Source organism: Kocuria rhizophila (genome assembly GCF_003667225.1).
In the GTDB taxonomy this organism is placed as follows: Bacteria; Actinomycetota; Actinomycetes; order Actinomycetales; family Micrococcaceae; genus Kocuria; species Kocuria rhizophila.
In genome coordinates this window covers 1-15,786 of the sequence record NZ_RCOM01000063.1, presented here as the reverse complement: position 1 = coordinate 15,786, position 15,786 = coordinate 1, and the positions used below count along the sequence as shown (strand labels likewise).

At 71.8% G+C, this 15,786-nt stretch carries 13 protein-coding genes and 1 pseudogene; 9 read left to right on the top strand and 5 right to left on the bottom strand.

The genetic code is table 11. The annotated features are described in order from the left end of the window. Both D9R02_RS08895 and sepH read right to left on the bottom strand, forming a co-directional pair. Positions 1-265, bottom strand: a pseudogene (locus tag D9R02_RS08895) (hypothetical protein); the annotation flags it as partial. 132 nt (positions 266-397) lie between these two features. Next, positions 398-1,771 (bottom strand): septation protein SepH, encoded by a 1,374-nt coding sequence (sepH, locus tag D9R02_RS08890; protein ID WP_039102198.1) that lies wholly within the window; start codon positions 1,769-1,771, stop codon positions 398-400. A gap of 316 nt (positions 1,772-2,087) precedes the next feature. Between sepH and D9R02_RS08885 the strand changes: the two genes are divergently transcribed. Beyond that, positions 2,088-2,387, top strand: coding sequence for a DUF4193 domain-containing protein (locus D9R02_RS08885; protein WP_019310681.1), 300 nt, complete (start codon positions 2,088-2,090; stop codon positions 2,385-2,387). Positions 2,388-2,507: 120 nt separating this feature from the next. Here D9R02_RS08885 and D9R02_RS08880 read toward each other — a convergent pair whose 3' ends face one another. Further along, on the bottom strand, positions 2,508-3,170 hold the full coding sequence (locus D9R02_RS08880) for a DUF3093 domain-containing protein (protein ID WP_019310680.1): 663 nt from the start codon (positions 3,168-3,170) through the stop codon (positions 2,508-2,510). A 302-nt stretch (positions 3,171-3,472) separates the two neighbouring features. Between D9R02_RS08880 and dut the strand changes: the two genes are divergently transcribed. Genes dut through D9R02_RS08860 form a run of 4 tightly spaced genes read left to right on the top strand, consistent with a single transcriptional unit; the run spans position 3,473 to position 5,805 of the window. Then, positions 3,473-3,889, top strand: coding sequence for a dUTP diphosphatase (gene dut, locus D9R02_RS08875; RefSeq protein WP_121566767.1), 417 nt, complete (start codon positions 3,473-3,475; stop codon positions 3,887-3,889). 58 nt (positions 3,890-3,947) lie between these two features. Further along, the gene (locus D9R02_RS08870; RefSeq protein ID WP_121566766.1) at positions 3,948-4,721 is read left to right on the top strand and encodes a DUF3710 domain-containing protein; all 774 of its coding nucleotides are present in this window, start codon (positions 3,948-3,950) and stop codon (positions 4,719-4,721) included. Between the two features lie 2 nt (positions 4,722-4,723). Beyond that, the gene (locus D9R02_RS08865; RefSeq protein WP_019310676.1) at positions 4,724-5,092 is read left to right on the top strand and encodes a hypothetical protein; all 369 of its coding nucleotides are present in this window, start codon (positions 4,724-4,726) and stop codon (positions 5,090-5,092) included. Next, positions 5,089-5,805 carry a DUF3159 domain-containing protein gene (locus D9R02_RS08860; RefSeq protein ID WP_082019334.1) on the top strand — a complete coding sequence of 239 codons (717 nt, stop codon included), beginning with the start codon at positions 5,089-5,091 and terminating at the stop codon, positions 5,803-5,805. Before D9R02_RS08865 ends, D9R02_RS08860 begins: the two co-directional genes overlap by 4 nt. Here D9R02_RS08860 and D9R02_RS08855 read toward each other — a convergent pair. Further along, positions 5,711-6,469, bottom strand: a complete 759-nt coding sequence (locus tag D9R02_RS08855; protein ID WP_121566765.1) for a potassium channel family protein — start codon at positions 6,467-6,469, stop codon at positions 5,711-5,713. The two genes, D9R02_RS08860 and D9R02_RS08855, sit on opposite strands and share 95 nt — an antisense overlap. Continuing rightward, on the bottom strand, positions 6,469-7,188 hold the full coding sequence (locus tag D9R02_RS08850; RefSeq protein WP_039102209.1) for a potassium channel family protein: 720 nt from the start codon (positions 7,186-7,188) through the stop codon (positions 6,469-6,471). Before D9R02_RS08850 ends, D9R02_RS08855 begins: the two co-directional genes overlap by 1 nt. Positions 7,189-7,252: 64 nt before the next feature. On the opposite strand from D9R02_RS08850, the gene D9R02_RS08845 reads away from it, so the two are divergent. From D9R02_RS08845 to dxs, 4 genes are all read left to right on the top strand, one after another. Continuing rightward, positions 7,253-9,226 carry an APC family permease gene (locus D9R02_RS08845; protein WP_039102193.1) on the top strand — a complete coding sequence of 658 codons (1,974 nt, stop codon included), beginning with the start codon at positions 7,253-7,255 and terminating at the stop codon, positions 9,224-9,226. Next, positions 9,223-10,659, top strand: a complete 1,437-nt coding sequence (locus D9R02_RS08840) for a class I SAM-dependent RNA methyltransferase (RefSeq protein WP_121566764.1) — start codon at positions 9,223-9,225, stop codon at positions 10,657-10,659. The genes D9R02_RS08845 and D9R02_RS08840 overlap by 4 nt, the downstream gene beginning before the upstream one ends. A gap of 166 nt (positions 10,660-10,825) precedes the next feature. After that, on the top strand, positions 10,826-13,633 hold the full coding sequence (gene acnA / locus D9R02_RS08835; RefSeq protein ID WP_121566763.1) for an aconitate hydratase AcnA: 2,808 nt from the start codon (positions 10,826-10,828) through the stop codon (positions 13,631-13,633). A 204-nt stretch (positions 13,634-13,837) separates the two neighbouring features. Next, positions 13,838-15,786: 1-deoxy-D-xylulose-5-phosphate synthase (gene dxs, locus D9R02_RS08830; protein ID WP_121566762.1), on the top strand; the 1,949-nt coding region annotated here is incomplete at its 3' end.

Sequence of the window (15,786 nt, the reverse complement as noted above, 5' to 3'; positions counted from 1 at the left end):
GAGTCGGGGTGGGGGTCTTCGTGCGCGTCGGGGGAGCGCTCGGTGTTGCGGTCTCCGTGGCGAAGTCCGCGGGAGCGGGTTCGTCCGAACCTCCCGTGAACCCCGTGAAGGCCACGGCACCCACACCGGCCAGGACGAGCAGCGCGGCCCCTCCCAGGGCCACGGGTGCCAGGTAGCGGCGAGCTCCCGAGCGGGGCGCGGAGTCCGTGCCCTCGCCCGACGGTGAGTCGTCGCCGAATAGATCGTCCTGAATGGAGTTGCTCATGCCCGATTTCCCTACGAGTTGCCCGTGTTCGCGTGCGGCCGGAGCACATTCTCCCCGTGGAACCCGACCTGCCCACGCGACTGTACCGTGCGGCGCGGGGGTGTTGCACCACGGCTCGTGGCCGTGGAGTGGTCAGGACCTGTTGGCGCCGAACACGATGTCGTCCCAGCTGGGCACGGAGGACCGTTTCGCCTTGGGGGTGCGTCCGCGCGGTCCGGGGGTTGTGGACTCGGAGTCCGCGCCGGCGTCGTGCTCGGCGGAAGCCGCCCGAGTCTCCCGAGGATCCTCGTCCCGGTTGCTCTCCTCCGGGTCTTGCGCACCGTGACCGGCCGCATCCCGACCGGCACCCGTGGTGCGCGGGGTCAGGGTGGCCACCGGAGCGGCGTCGGTGTGGCCCTCGGGGCCCTGGAGGTCGGTGCGCTCCCGGGGGGCGTCCTGCTCCTGGGTGACCTCCACCCAGGTCTCGTCCCCGTCCAGGTGGGTGTCCTCCTCGGGCCCGGGAGCTGACTCGGGGGAGGTGTCCGCACCGGTGGCACGGGGATCCTCGCGGTCGGGGGTGGAGTCGTCCACGATCTGGATCCCCTCACCCCGCAGCGCCTGGTCCTCGGCCACCTGCGAGGCGGCGGGCTGGATGGGGCGGTCGAACACGGGGGAGTCCTTGGGCGCGTCGATCGGCCGGGGGCGCTGCTCCACCTGGCCCATCCCGCGGCCGAGCATCTCCGCGAGCCGGTCGTCGCCGGACTCGTCGGTGCCCAGACGGCGGCCGCGGCGGGCCTGCAGCACGTCCAGGAGGTCGTCCGCCGGGCCGGCCTCGTGCTGCAGCCGGTGCACGGCGCGGCCGGGGGCCTGCACGGGTGCGGCCGGTGCCGCGGCGCCGAGCGGGCCCGTCTCGCGGGGCTCCTCTCCCAGGGCCCGGGCCCAGTCGTTGTCCGGGCGCACGCTGCGCGTGGCGGGGTTGTAGCTCCACCGTGCCGGCTCGGGTGCGGGCAGGGAGTCACGCTCGGCAGGGGGGTCGAAGCTCAGCTGCACCGTCCACAGCTGGTCCTCCCGGAGCCACGCGTCCCAGTCGAAGCTGGAACGGTCCACGCCGAGTCGGGCCGCTTGGGCCTCGACCGTCTCCTGCAGGGACTTGGGCTCTCCCTCGAACACGGAGCGGTAGCCGTCGTGCGAGGGGTTGGTGCCGGAGACCTTGACCCGGCAGGCCTCGGTGACCATGTGGGAGCGCTCGGCGAGGATGGGCCACTCGTAGCGGCGCACGCGCTCCGGCTCCCACCCGGACTCGGCCACGATGTCGTCCACGCTGGCACCCGCCCGGAACCTCGCCTGGATGTCGCGCGGACCGTAGGACGCGCCGCCGCGCCCCCGGGCCGGCGGCTTGCGCCGGGCGTACTGGATCGCCTGCCGCAACTGCTGGTCGATCTTCAGGCGGTACCGCGTGGAGTCGGGGGTTTCCACGATCAGGTGCTCGCCGTCGTCGTGCACTCCTGCCAGGCGCAACTGCTCCATGCTGTCCTTCCGTCGGGGGAGCGCTCCCCACGTCCTCCGTGGTGCGCCCCGCGCCATCCGTGCGCCAGTCTACTGGCAGGCCCGCGGGGCGCCGGGGCGGGTGCCGCACGGCCGCGTGGCGGCGGCGTCGGGGCTGGTCCGGGCGCGGATCTGCCCGCCGCTGCGGCGGATCATGCCCTGTGAGAAATCTGTGTCAGGGGCACTGGCTTTTTCAGCCCCCATGGTGCACACTCTACGCGACACGGCCCCGGGGGAGATCGTCCGGACGCCGTTGCACACAGCGATCTCGCGAAGACCGGTTGGAGCGGATAGACACATGGCCACAGACTACGACGCGCCGCGCAAGCAGGACGAGGACCTCAAGGAAGACTCCATCGAGGAGCTGCAGTCCCGGCGGTCGGACCACCAGTCCGGAAGCGTTGACGAGGACGAGGCCACGGCGGCCGAGAGCTTCGAGCTGCCCGGAGCGGACCTCTCCAACGAGGAGCTCTCCGTGGTGGTCCTGCCGGCCCAGGACGACGAGTTCACGTGCGGTTCCTGCTTCCTGGTGCGCCACCGCTCGCAGCTCGCCGAGGAGCGCGGCGGCGTGAAGTACTGCTACGAGTGCCTGGGCTGAGTTCCCCGCCCGCACGACTGCCACGGGCGGTCACCCTGTCAGGGTGACCGCCCGTCGTCGTTCCCGGGACCGGGGCACGTGGCCGCATCCGCGCGGGAGGGCCGGGGCTCAGCGCGTCCGTCAGTGGCCGGGCGCCGGTCGCTCGTTGATGGCGCGGGCGAGTTCCTCCGGATGGCGGGTCGCGGTGAGCCAGTAGGGCGTGGGGTCCACGGGGTCGGTGATCTCGATCCGGCACAGGTCCGGGACAGACACCCGGAAGTTCATGAAGGCGCGGCCGTCCAGCTGCGGGCCGCGTGCCTCACGGGCCGCGGTTCCGCGCAGGGCCTCCGCGCGGCCCACGTAGCGCCGCTCGATGTACGCCCGTCCCACGCGCAGGTCCTCGTCCGTGAGCACGATGCTCGGCGCGCCGAGGTGCACCGCGAGACCCACGGCGACCACCAGCACCACGGCCACGACGACTCCCACGACAATGCTGATGGGGGCCACGGCCACGAAGCCCGTGCCGCCCACGAAGGCCACGATCAGCCACATCCACCAGGACACGGTGAGCTTCTCGGAGTAGCGCACCGCGCCGTCGTGCGCGCCGCCGGTGGACGACGCCGCCCTCGCGCCGTCCGCGTCCCCGGCACGGGACGCGGGGGACACCTCTCGGTCCCGCGGGTCGTGCGGACCGGCGGTCGCGGTGCGGCCCGGGCTGCTCCCCGGTGCGGTGCTCCGGGCCTCGCGGGGGGTCGTGGCGTCCTGAGGGGTGTTCTCGCCGGGGACGGGGTGCTGAGAGCTCATGCCTCTACCCTGGCACACTCGTGCGCCCGGTGCGCCGCCGGGAGACCGCGGATGGCGTGGCCACACGGCCGCGGGACGTCCGGGTCCGTTGCGGCGCCGCCGGAGACCCCCCTGGGACCGGGGCGGGGCGCACCACTCGTGACCTCCGCCCGCGGCGGTGGTCCCGGGAATGGGCCCGGTGGTACTGACCCGCTGCTCCTGGATGGGTGCTGAACGCGCTCCGTCGGCGCCGGGGCGGGGCGTTAGAGTGGAGGACTGTGACTGACGTGAACACCCCCGAGGATCTCCCCGTTCCGCTTCGGATGCTGGACCCGGATCTGCTCCCGCCGTCCTACGCGCGCGCGGGCGACGCCGGGGCGGACCTGCGGGCGCGCCACGACGTGGTACTGGCGCCGGGTGAGCGGGCACTCGTGGATACGGGTGTCGCCGTGGCCGTCCCGCAGGGCCACGTGGGCCTGGTGCACCCCCGGTCCGGACTGGCCGTGAAGCACGGGATCACCGTGGTCAACGCCCCGGGCACCGTGGACAGCGGCTACCGGGGGGAGCTGAAGGTGTGCCTGCTCAACACGGACGCCCGCGAGAGCTACACGGTCCGCCGGGGCGAGCGGATCGCCCAGCTGGTGATCCAGCCGGTGGTCACGGCGCGCTTCGTGCTGAGCGACGAGCTCGACGACAGTGAGCGCGGGGAACGGGGCTTCGGCTCCTCCGGAACCCACTGACCCGCACCCGTGGCGGGGCACCACCGATTTTCTGCCCGACGACTTCCTGGAGTGATCGATGTTCGGACGTAAGAAGCGCAACAGCACCGACGCGGCGGAGACGGCCGCCGAGGAGAACGGCGCCCCCCAGGGCGAGGAGGCGGGCGAGCCGGATCAGGACGTGACGGACCCGCGGGCGAACGGCCCGTGGGACGAGGCCGAGTTCTCGGGTGAACGTGGCGACTACCTGGACATGGGTGCACTGCTGGTCAAGCCCATCAGCGGGGTGACCGTGCGCATGGAGGTGGACCAGCACACCAAGGTGCCGCGCGCGGTGAACCTGGACTTCCGTGACGGCTCGGTGCAGCTGCAGGCGTTCACGGCCCCGAAGACCGCGCAGCTGTGGGACGAGGTGCGGGCCGAGCTCGTGGCCGGGCTGCGCCGCGACGGCGGGAACCCGACCGTGTCCCAGGGCCCGCTCGGGCTGCAGGTCGACGCGAAGTTCCCGGGGACCACCCCGGACGGCCAGAAGGGCTACCGTCTCGCGCGCTTCGTGGGCATCGACGGCCCACGCTGGTTCCTGCGCGCGGTGTTCACGGGCGGCGCCGCCATGCCCGGCACCACTGCGGAGGTGCTCGACGACGCCGTGCGGGCCCTCGTGGTGGTCCGCGGCCAGGATCCGCACCCGCCGCGCGACATGCTGGCCCTGACCATGCCCGAGAACGCCACGATCACCCGCGCGGACGGCCCCGGGGACACGGCACCGCAGGGCGTCGGTGGGTCCGGGGAGGCGTCGTCGCGCCCGGACGTTCAGCCGCCGCGCCGCGGTCCCGAGATCACCGAGATCGGCTGACCGTGCCCGTCAACAACCCCCTCACCGGCGCGATCGACGTGCGCTCCGAGCCCGAGGCCGGGGAGCACGAGCTCACGCCCGGCACCGGGGAGCGGTGCCGGCGCCGGGCGGTGGTGGAGGGCGTGGTGGTGGAGGTCACCGTGGCGCCCGCCACCGCGCCCCCGCACTTCCGCGCCCTGCTGAAGGTGCCGCGTCCCGGCAGCGCCGTGCCGTGCGGTGTGGAGCTGCTGTGGCACGGTCAGCGCACGGTTCCGGGAGTTGCCGCCGGCACCAGGCTGCGCTGCCTCGCGGTCGTGTGCTTCCCGGACGGGGTTCCCACCATGTACAACCCTCGCTACGAGATCGTCACGCCCAAGCGGGCCGCCCGATGACGCGGGAGCCGGGCGCAGAGCCCACCCGGGGCGACGCCGCCGGGGACCCCGACGCCTCGGTGCGCCGCGCCGCGCAGGAGTTCGCCGAGCGCTCCGGCCTGCGCCGCGACGAGAGCGGGCAGCTGGACGTGCTCTCCGCGATGGGCGGCTGGCGCGGCGTCGTCGAGTCGATCCTGCCCGGGCTCGTGTACCTCGCGTGCGTGATCCTCGTGGGCGAGCTGTCCGTGGCCCTGACCGCGTCTATCGCGACCGCCGCCGTGTTCACCCTCGCGCGGCTCGCGCAGCGCCAGACGGTCACCCAGGCGCTCGCCGGTCTCGTGGGCGTGGGCGTGTGCGCGCTGTTCGCACGGGTGGGCGGTCAGGCACTGGACTACTACGTCCCGGGATTCTTCATCAACGCCGCGTGGCTGCTGGGGCTCGCGCTGTCGGCGGCCGTGAAGTGGCCCCTGCTCGGGGTGCTGTACGGCTACGTGCGGGGCGAGGGGACCGCCTGGCAGTCCGATCCGGCGCGACGCGCCGTCTACCAGCGGGCCAACGGGCTGCTCATGGCCATGTTTACGGCCCGCCTGGTGGTCCAGCTGCCGCTGTACTACGCCGAGAACGTGACCGCTCTCGGCGTCACGCGTCTGGTGATGGGGACCCCGCTGTACGCCGCCGTGCTGTGGCTGGCATGGCTGTCGAGCCGCCCTCGTCCAGCGCAGCCTGCAGATTGACGTCCCGGGCCGTGGTGAACATGGCCCGCAGCTGCTCCTCTCCCTCCGCGGTGGTGATGAAGAAGAGCTCGTCCCCGCCCTCCAGCAGGTCGTCCACGGACGGGGCGATCGGCACGCCGTCGCGCAGGATGGCCACGAGGGCCACGTCCGGGGGCCACGGCACCTGGGACACCGTGCTCGCGACCACGGGGTGCTCGCGCGGGACCGTGTAGGCGGACAGCGTGGCGGCCCCGGTCTGGAAGCTCAGCAGCCGCACAACGTCCCCGATCTCCACGGCTTCCTCCACGAGGGCCGTCATGAGGCGGGGGGTGGACACGGCCACGTCCACGCCCCAGGCGTCGTCGAAGAGCCACTCGTTCTTGGGGTTGTTCACCCGGCCCACGGTGCGGGGCACCCCGAACTCGCTGCGGGCGAGCAGGGACACCACGAGGTTCGCCTTGTCGTCCCCCGTGGCGGCCACCATGACGTCCGCCTCCTCGGCCCGGGCACGCTGCAGGACGTCGAGGTCGCACGCGTCCCCCACAACCCACTGGGCACCGCGCAGGTTGGAGCGCCCGATCACCTCGGCGGTGGCGTCCACCACCACGACGTCGTGCCCGTGCGAGAGCAGCTCCCGGGCGATCGAGGAACCCACGGAGCCCCCGCCCACGATGACCACGTGCATCAGTGCCGCCCCTTCCCGTCCCGGGTGGCCGCGAGCGCCACGGCCTCCATGACCTCGTCCGACGGCGGACGGGAGAGGACGCGGGCAACGCGCTCCACGTCCTCGACGCGCATCATCGCGTGCACGATGTCTCCTTGCTGGTAGCTGGTGTCGCTGGCGGGGAGGATGCCCTCCCCGAAACGGGTCACGAAGGCGATCCGCACCCCGGCGGCCTCCTCGATCCGGTCCAGGTGCAGCCCGGACCAGGAGTCGTCCAGGGGAAGCTCGCCGAGCTGCAGGCGCCCCGAGGCCTCCCGGAAGTCGCCCGTGATCGCGTGCTCGGGCAGGATCCGGCGCAGCACCTGGTCCGCGCTCCAGCGCACGCTGGCCACGGTGGGGATTCCCATGCGCTGGTAGAACTCGGCGCGGGTGGGGTCGTAGATCCTGGCCACCACGTGCTTGACCTTGAAGGTCTCGCGCGCCACGCGCGCCGCGATGATGTTGGAGTTGTCCCCGCTGGAGACCGCCGCGAACGCGTAGGCGTCCGCTATCCCCGCGCGCTGCAGCACATCCCTGTCGAAGCCGTGGCCGGTGACCTTCTTGCCCGAGAAGTCGGGACGCAGCTTGCGGAACGCGCGGTCGTCCTGGTCGATCACCGCCACGGTGTGCCCGGAGTCCTCGAGGGCGTGCGCCAGGCTGATGCCCACCCTGCCCACGCCCATGATCACGAAATGCGCCATGGGGCACAGCATAGGTGCCACCACCGCGGGACAAGGACCCGCTCAGCGACTAGCGTGTTCCCACGTGTATGCGTCCCAGCTCCTCCGCCGCGCTCTCGTGGGCAAACCCCTCCACAACGAGCGCGCCGCGGGCACGGTGCTCTCCAAGGGCACGGCCCTGCCCGTCTTCGCGTCCGACGCCCTCTCCTCGGTGGCCTACGCGCCCGACGAGATCGTCCTGACGCTCGCGCTCGCGGGCTCCTCCGCGATCGTGGTGTCCCCCTGGGTGGGGCTTGCGGTACTGGTGGTCCTCGCCGTGGTCATCACCGCCTACCGGCAGAACGTGCGGGCCTATCCCTCGGGCGGCGCGGACTTCGAGATCGCCTCCAAGAACCTGGGACGTCCCGCCGGTGCCGCCGTGGGTGCGGCCCTGATGGTCGACTACACGCTGGTGGTCGCGGTGTCCATGGCCGCCGCCGCGCAGTACCTCGCGGCGGTCGTCCCCGTGCTGGTGGAGCACCGCACCGCGGTCGCGGTGGTGGGGATCGCCCTGGTGGGGCTGCTGAACCTGCGCGGGCTGAAGTTCATGGGCCGGGCGTCCTCCGTACCCACGTACGCTTTCGTGGCCGTGGTGCTGCTGCTCATCGTGGTCGGTGTGGTGCAGGACCTGGCCGGGGCACTGGACCCTGCGCCGTCGGCGGCCTACGAGGTGCTGCCCGCCGAGGGCATGGACGCGGGACTGGTGGGTCTGGCGGGCGCCATGCTCGTGCTGCGGGCCTTCTCCTCGGGCGCGGTGGCCGTGACCGGGGTGGAGACGATCACCCACTCCGTGCCCTACTTCCGCAAGCCCAAGGCGCTCAACGCCGCGCGGACCCTCGCCGTCCTCGGTGCCCTCTCCGCCGTGCTGCTGCTGGGGGTCCTGTACCTGACCCGGCGCACGGGCGTGGTGGTGGTCATGGACCCCGACCGGCAGCTGCTGATCGACGGGCACGCTCCCGCCGCGGACTTCTACCAGGTCCCCGTGCTCGCCCAGATCGCCCAGGCGGTCACCGGCGCGGACTCCGTGTGGGTCGTGGTGCTCGCGCTCGTGACCGTGGGCGTGCTGTTCATGGCGGCCAACACCGCCTACTCGGGTTTCCCGGTGCTCGCCTCCCGGCTGGCCTCCGCAGCCCTGCTGCCCCGGCAGCTGCAGAGCCGGGGGGACCGCTTCGCCTTCACCAACGGGATCGTGCTGCTGTCCGTGGTGGCGGCCGCGTTCACCCTGGTGTTCGGCGCGAACGTCAACGCGCTGATCCAGCTCTACGTGGTGGGCGCGTTCTTCGCCTTCACCCTCACCCAGGCCGGGATGGTGCGGCACTGGAACCGGCTCCGCCGCACGCGGACCTCCCGGGCCACCAACCGGCAGATCGCCGTGCGCCTCACGGTGGCCACGGTCGCCCTGGTGGCCTGCGCCGCCGTGTTCGTGGTGATCCTCGTGACCAAGTTCGCGCAGGGGGCGTGGCTCACGATCGTGGCCATCGCCCTGACCACCCTCTTCATGCGGGCCATCGCCCACCACTACCGCGCCGTGGACGCGGAGCTGGAGGTGCACCCCGACTCCATGGTGCGCGCCCTGCCCTCCCGTGTGCACTCGATCATCGTGGTCACGTCCGTCCGCAAGCCCGTGGTGCGCGCACTGACCTACGCGCGGGCGTCCCGCCCCTCCAGCCTGGAGGCCGTGGTGGTGGACACGGACCGCACGCGCACGGAGGACATCGTGCGCAGCTGGCAGTCGCTGGAGATCCCGGTGCCCATCACCGTGCTCGCCTCGCCCTACCGGGACTCGGTGGGCCCGGTGATCGCCCACATCCGCGGGATCCGGCGCAAGTCCCCCCGGGACCTCGTGATCGTCTACCTCCCCGAGTACGTGGTGGGGCGCGGCTGGGAACGCTTCCTGCACAACCAGGCCATCCGCCCCCTGCGGACCCGGCTGCACTACGAACGCGGAGTCATGATCGCCTCCGTGCCCTGGCACCTCGAATCGGTGCGCGAACTGCAACTCACGGAGAACAGCCGATGACCGACACCCCGCACACCCTCGAGCTGCGCCTGGGCGAGGTGGCCCACGGCGGCCACGTGGTGGCCCGAACTGCCGAGGGCAGGGTGGTGTTCGTGCGGCACGGGCTGCCCGGGGAGCTGGCACGGGTGGCCCTCACGGACCGGCAGCCCGACGCGTCCTTCTGGCGCGGGGACGTGGTCGAGGTCGTCGACCCCGCGCCCGGACGCCGCGAGCACCACGTGTGGTCCCGGGCCGACGCCCTGCTGGCGGCGGCCGAGGGGCGCAAGCCGGTGGGGGGAGCGGAGTTCGGCCACGCGGACCTCGCCACCCAGCGCGAGCTCAAGCGGCGCGTTCTCGCGGAGCAGCTCCTGCACCTGGCCGGCCACGAGTGGCAGGGCCGGGTGCACCCCACCGAGGGGGAGACGCCCGACGGCACGGGGTGGCGGACCCGGCTGCACCTGGACGTGGCCGCGGACGGCACCCCCGGCATGCACCCGCACCGCTCCAACGAGCTGGTGACCCTCCAGGACATGCCCCTGGCCTCCGCCCCGATCCAGGCCCTGGCCCCGTGGGCCCTGCGTGTCGAGGGAGCCGAGCGCCTGGACGTCTCCGCCCCGGCGAACGGCCGGACCCCGCTGCTGCACGTGAGCCTGCGGGCGGACGCGGGCGAACGGCAGCTAGACGCGCTGCGGGCCCAGCTCGGCGAGTGGGGCTCCGCCCACGGCGTCTCCGTCACGGCGCGTTCGGCGGACCACCGCAGGGTCGCCACATGGGCCGGAACCGGCGAGGTGCTCGAGACCCTCGAGTGGCCCGCGTCCACGGACGCCTCCGGGGAGGCCGCGCAGCCGCTGCAGTGGCGCGTGAGCCCCACGGGCTTCTGGCAGATCCACCGCGAGGCCCCGGCGGCGCTCGCCGGGACCGTGCTGGCCGGGGCCGACCTGCGCGTGGGTGACACCGTGTGGGACCTCTACAGCGGCGCCGGGCTGTTCACGGCCGTCGCGGCGCGCGCCGTGGGGGAGAGCGGCGCGGTGTTCGCGGTGGAGGGCTCGCCCGTCACCTCCGCCGACGCCGCCCACAACCTCGCCCACGCCGAGCACGTGCGCAGCGTGCGCGGGGACGTGGCCCGTGTCCTGATCGGACGCGGGGGCCACCGCCAGGGCGACCGACGACGCCGAGGCCACCGAGCGGCGTCGTCCGCCGGGGCACGGGTGCCGCGTCCCGACGTGGTCATCATGGACCCGCCGCGGGCCGGTGCCGCCAAGGAGGTGCTGGCCGCCGTGGACCAGGCCGGGCCCCGCACCATCGTGTACGTGGCGTGCGATCCGGCGGCCCTCGGGCGGGACCTGGGCAGGCTCCGTCGGCGCGGGTGGAAGGTCGAGGACGTGACGGCCCTGGACCTGTACCCCAACACGCACCACGTGGAGGCCGTGGCCGTGCTGCGCCGCGACGCCTGAGCCGGTCCACGCGGACCGGACCGCCCGGGCGGGTTCCCCGGGGTGGTCATGACGGGCGCGGGACGTGGCACGGGATACACTGGCAGGGACCGTTCCCCGTGCGCGGGACACTCCGGTGCCCCGGTGCGTGGAACGCAACCGACGGTGGCGAGAGGAGTTCCACACCATGACTGTGGACAGCTTTGGAGCCAAGGGCGTTCTCAACGTCAAGGGCACCGACTACGAAATTTTCCGACTGAACGCCGTGGCGGGAGCCGAGAAGCTCCCCTACAGCCTGAAGGTCCTGCTCGAGAACCTGCTGCGCACCGAGGACGGTGCCAACGTCACGAGCAAGCACATCGAGGCCCTGGGGTCCTGGGACCCCAGCGCCCAGCCCGACACGGAGATCCAGTTCACCCCTGGTCGCGTGATCATGCAGGACTTCACCGGCGTGCCCTGCATCGTGGACCTCGCCACCATGCGCGAGGCCGTGGCGGACCTCGGGGGAGACCCTTCCCGCGTGAACCCGCTGGCACCCGCCGAGCTGGTCATCGACCACTCCGTGCAGATCGACGAGTTCGGCTCCGCCGACGCGATCGAGCGCAACATGGACATCGAGTACCAGCGCAACGGTGAGCGCTACCAGTTCCTGCGCTGGGGTCAGACCGCGTTCGACGACTTCAAGGTCGTTCCGCCCGGAATGGGCATCGTGCACCAGGTCAACATCGAGAACCTGGCGCGCGTGGTCATGACCCGCGAGGTGGACGGCACCGTGCGTGCCTACCCGGACACCTGCGTGGGCACCGACTCCCACACCACCATGGAGAACGGCATCGGCGTGCTGGGCTGGGGCGTGGGCGGCATCGAGGCCGAGGCGGCCATGCTGGGCCAGCCCATCTCCATGCTGATCCCCCGCGTGGTGGGCTTCAAGCTCACGGGCGAGATCCCCGCGGGCGCCACCGCCACGGACGTGGTGCTGACGATCACCGAGATGCTGCGCGAGCACGGCGTGGTGGGCAAGTTCGTGGAGTTCTACGGCGAGGGCGTGGCGGCCGTGCCGCTGGCCAACCGCGCCACGATCGGCAACATGTCCCCGGAGTTCGGCTCCACCGCCGCGATCTTCCCGATCGACCAGGTGACCCTGGACTACCTGAAGCTCACGGGCCGCTCCGAGGAGCAGATCGCCCTGATCGAGGCGTACACGAAGGAACAGGGCATGTGGCACGACCCCGCCAAGGAGGTCAGCTACTCCGAGTACCTGGAGCTGGACCTCTCCACGGTGGTCCCCTCCATCTCCGGACCCAAGCGTCCCCAGGACCGCATCGAGCTGTCCCGCTCCAAGGAGCAGTTCCGCGAGGACCTCGTGAACTACGTGGCGCAGGACGAGAACGTGGAGGTGGACGCCAACGTGGTGGAGTCCTTCCCGGCCTCGGACGCCCCGTCCCACGACGCCGCCGAGGAGCAGGACCCGGAGCACGAGCCGCGGGAGGCCTCCGCGGCCCAGCTGCGTGATCGTGCCGAGAAGACCGTGCCCGTCACCATGCCCGACGGCCGCGAGTTCGAGCTGGACCACGGTGCGGTGTCGATCGCCTCGATCACCTCGTGCACCAACACCTCCAACCCCTCCGTGATGATGGCGGCGGCCGTGCTGGCGCGCAACGCCACGGAGAAGGGTCTGAAGGCCAAGCCGTGGGTCAAGACCTCGATCGCCCCCGGCTCCCGCGTGGTCACCGAGTACTACGAGAAGTCCGGTCTGGTTCCCGCGCTGGAGGAGCTGGGCTTCTACATCGTGGGCTACGGCTGCACCACGTGCATCGGCAACTCGGGTCCGCTCGAGTCCGAGATCTCCCAGGCCATCCAGGACAACGACCTCTCGGTCACGTCCGTGCTCTCCGGCAACCGCAACTTCGAGGGTCGCATCAACCCGGACGTGAAGATGAACTACCTGGCGTCCCCGCCGCTGGTCATCGCCTACGCCCTGGCCGGGACCATGGACTTCGACTTCGAGAAGGAGCCCCTGGGCCAGGACTCGGACGGCAAGGACGTGTTCCTCAAGGACATCTGGCCGGACCCCACCGAGGTGCAGAAGATCATCGACGCGTCGATCGACACGGAGATGTTCGACCGCGAGTACGGCACGATCTTCGACGGCGACCAGCGCTGGCAGAACCTCGACACCCCCACGGGTGACGTGTTCGAGTGGGACCCCGAATCCACCTACGTGCGCAAGCCACCGTACTTCGAGGGCATGTCCATGGAGACCACCCCGGTGGAGGACATCGAGGGTGCCCGCGTGCTGCTCAAGCTGGGGGACTCTGTCACCACGGACCACATCTCCCCGGCCGGCTCGTTCAAGTCGGACACCCCGGCGGGCAAGTACCTCACCGAGCACGGCGTGGCGCGCAAGGACTTCAACTCCTACGGCTCCCGCCGCGGCAACCACGAGGTCATGATCCGCGGCACGTTCGCGAACATCCGCATCAAGAACCAGCTCCTGGACGGGGTCGAGGGTGGCTTCACCCGCGACTTCACCCAGGACGGCGGCCCCCAGGCCGCGGTGTACGACGCCGCCATGAACTACCAGGAGGCCGGCGTGCCCCTGGTGGTGCTGGGCGGCAAGGAGTACGGCTCCGGGTCCTCGCGCGACTGGGCTGCCAAGGGCACCTCCCTGCTGGGTGTGCGCGCGGTGATCGCACAGTCCTACGAGCGCATCCACCGCTCCAACCTGATCGGCATGGGTGTGCTGCCCCTGCAGTTCCCCGAGGGCGAGTCCGCGGACTCCCTGGGCCTGGACGGCACGGAGACCTTCTCGATCGAAGGGGTGACCGCTCTCAACGAGGGCACCACTCCCAAGACCCTGAAGGTCACCGCCGCCAAGGAGGACGGCTCCACCGTGGAGTTCGACGCCGTGCTGCGCATCGACACCCCGGGTGAGGCCGACTACTACCGCAACGGCGGCATCCTGCAGTACGTGCTGCGCCAGATCGCCAAGTAGCGCGTTCCGCACGGCACACCCGAGCAACGGCCGGTGATCCCCTGTCCGGGGGTCCCGGCCGTTGCCGTGTGCGCTGCGCCCCACGGGGTGCGAGTAGGATCGGACGGAGCATTCGGGCGCCGCGCCCCCAACGCGACACCTCCCACCGGGCCACCGCCTGGCGGGTGCGGGGCACCGGCGCCGAGACACCACGGAGAGCAGGCAATGACCCTTCTGGAGAGCATCGCGGGACCTGAAGACCTGAAGCGGCTGGACGCCGGGCAGATGGAGCAGCTGGCGGGGGAGATCCGCGCGTTCCTGATCAGCAACGTCTCGGCCACCGGGGGGCACCTGGGGCCCAACCTGGGCGTTGTGGAACTCACGATGGCGGTGCACCGCGTCTTCTCCTCGCCCACGGACTCCGTGGTCTTCGACACCGGCCACCAGTCCTACGTGCACAAGCTGCTCACCGGGCGACAGGACTTCAGCACGCTGCGGCAGGAGGGCGGTCTGGCCGGGTACCCCTCCCGGGCGGAGTCCGAGCACGACATCGTGGAGTCCTCCCACGCGTCCTCGTCCCTCTCCTGGGCGGACGGGATCTCCCGGGGCTACGCGCTCACGGGTCAGAACGACCGGCACACGGTGGCCGTGATCGGGGACGGCGCGCTCACCGGAGGCATGGCCTGGGAGGCCGTGAACAACATCGCCTCGGACCGGGACCGCAAGGTCGTAATCGTGGTCAACGACAACGGCCGCTCCTACGCCCCCACGGTGGGCGGGTTCGCCAACCACCTCAAGGACCTGCAGGCCAGCGTGCAGCAGGGCGTGGACGCGGTGCGCACGGACCGCCGCTACGAGCAGACGCTGGACCGGGCCAAGCACATGCTCACCGCGTCCGGGCACCTGGGCCAGGCGATCTACCGCGGCCTGCACGGGATGAAGCAGGGCATCAAGGACGTGGTGGTCCAGCAGGGCATCTTCGAGGACCTCGGGATGAAGTACGTGGGTCCGGTGGACGGCCACGACCTCGCGGCCATGGAGCAGGCTCTGACCAACGCCCGCAACTTCGGCGGGCCGGTGATCGTGCACGCCATCACCGAGAAGGGTCACGGCTACCTCCCGGCGCGGCTGGACGAGAACGACCAGTTCCACTCCGTTCCGGTGATCGACCCCGAGACGGGCAAACCCACCGGCACGGCCTCCGCCCGCACGTGGACCCACGTGTTCCGGGACGAGATCGCGGCGATCGCCGACGACCGGGAGGACGTGGTGGGGATCACGGGCGCCATGCTGATCCCCATGGGGCTGCAGAAGATGCAGCTCGCGCACCCGGACCGCGTGGTGGACGTGGGGATCGCGGAGCAGCACGCCCTGACCATGGCCGCCGGCATGGCCTTCAGCGGCCTGCACCCCGTAGTGGGGCTCTACGCCACGTTCCTCAATCGCGGTTTCGACCAGCTGCTCATGGACGTGGCCCTGCACAGGGCGGGTGTCACGGTGGTGCTGGACCGCGCGGGCGTCACGGGCCCGGACGGCCCCAGCCACCACGGCATGTGGGACCTCGCACTGCTGCAGATCGTGCCCGGGCTGCACCTCGCGGCACCGCGTGACGAGGCCACGATGGTCGAGGAGCTGCGCGAGGCGGTGGCCGTGTCCGACGCACCCACCGTGGTGCGCTACCCCAAGGGCCCCGTGGGCGCCCCCCTGCCCGCGCTGGAGCGCCTGGCGGACGGTGTGGACGTGCTCGCCCGCAGCGGCGAGGGCACCGGTCCGGAGCAGGAGCACCGCGACGTGCTGATCGTGGGTGTGGGTGCCATGTGCGTCATGGCGCTGGACGTCTCCGAGCGGCTCGCCGCCCACGGCGTGTCCTCCACCGTGCTCGATCCCCGCTGGGTGCTGCCCGTGGCGGACTCCGTGGTGGAGACTGCTGCGCGCCACCGGATCGTGGTGGTCGTCGAGGACGGGGTGCGCGCCGGGGGCATCGGTTCTCTCATCCGCCAGCAGATGCGGGCGCACGGGGTGGACACCGCGCTGAACGAGGTGGGCCTTCCCACGGAGTTCCTGGAGCACGCGAGCCGGGACCAAATCCTGCGGCACACGGGCCTCACCGCGCAGCGCATTGCGCAGGACACGCTGGCGTCCGTGCTGGGAACCAAGGTCCCGTACGCCCGCCC

What these genes read in the sequence shown, in the direction of transcription:
- sepH (WP_039102198.1), bottom strand. Translation starts at nt 1,771, where the DNA reads ATGGAGCAGTTGCGCCTGGCAGGAGTGCACGACGACGGCGAGCACCTG.
- acnA (WP_121566763.1), top strand. Translation starts at nt 10,826, where the DNA reads ATGACTGTGGACAGCTTTGGAGCCAAGGGCGTTCTCAACGTCAAGGGC.
- D9R02_RS08885 (WP_019310681.1), top strand. Translation starts at nt 2,088, where the DNA reads ATGGCCACAGACTACGACGCGCCGCGCAAGCAGGACGAGGACCTCAAG.
- D9R02_RS08870 (WP_121566766.1), top strand. Translation starts at nt 3,948, where the DNA reads ATGTTCGGACGTAAGAAGCGCAACAGCACCGACGCGGCGGAGACGGCC.
- D9R02_RS08850 (WP_039102209.1), bottom strand. Translation starts at nt 7,188, where the DNA reads ATGGCGCATTTCGTGATCATGGGCGTGGGCAGGGTGGGCATCAGCCTG.
- D9R02_RS08840 (WP_121566764.1), top strand. Translation starts at nt 9,223, where the DNA reads ATGACCGACACCCCGCACACCCTCGAGCTGCGCCTGGGCGAGGTGGCC.
- D9R02_RS08860 (WP_082019334.1), top strand. Translation starts at nt 5,089, where the DNA reads ATGACGCGGGAGCCGGGCGCAGAGCCCACCCGGGGCGACGCCGCCGGG.
- dut (WP_121566767.1), top strand. Translation starts at nt 3,473, where the DNA reads ATGCTGGACCCGGATCTGCTCCCGCCGTCCTACGCGCGCGCGGGCGAC.
- D9R02_RS08880 (WP_019310680.1), bottom strand. Translation starts at nt 3,170, where the DNA reads ATGAGCTCTCAGCACCCCGTCCCCGGCGAGAACACCCCTCAGGACGCC.
- D9R02_RS08855 (WP_121566765.1), bottom strand. Translation starts at nt 6,469, where the DNA reads ATGCACGTGGTCATCGTGGGCGGGGGCTCCGTGGGTTCCTCGATCGCC.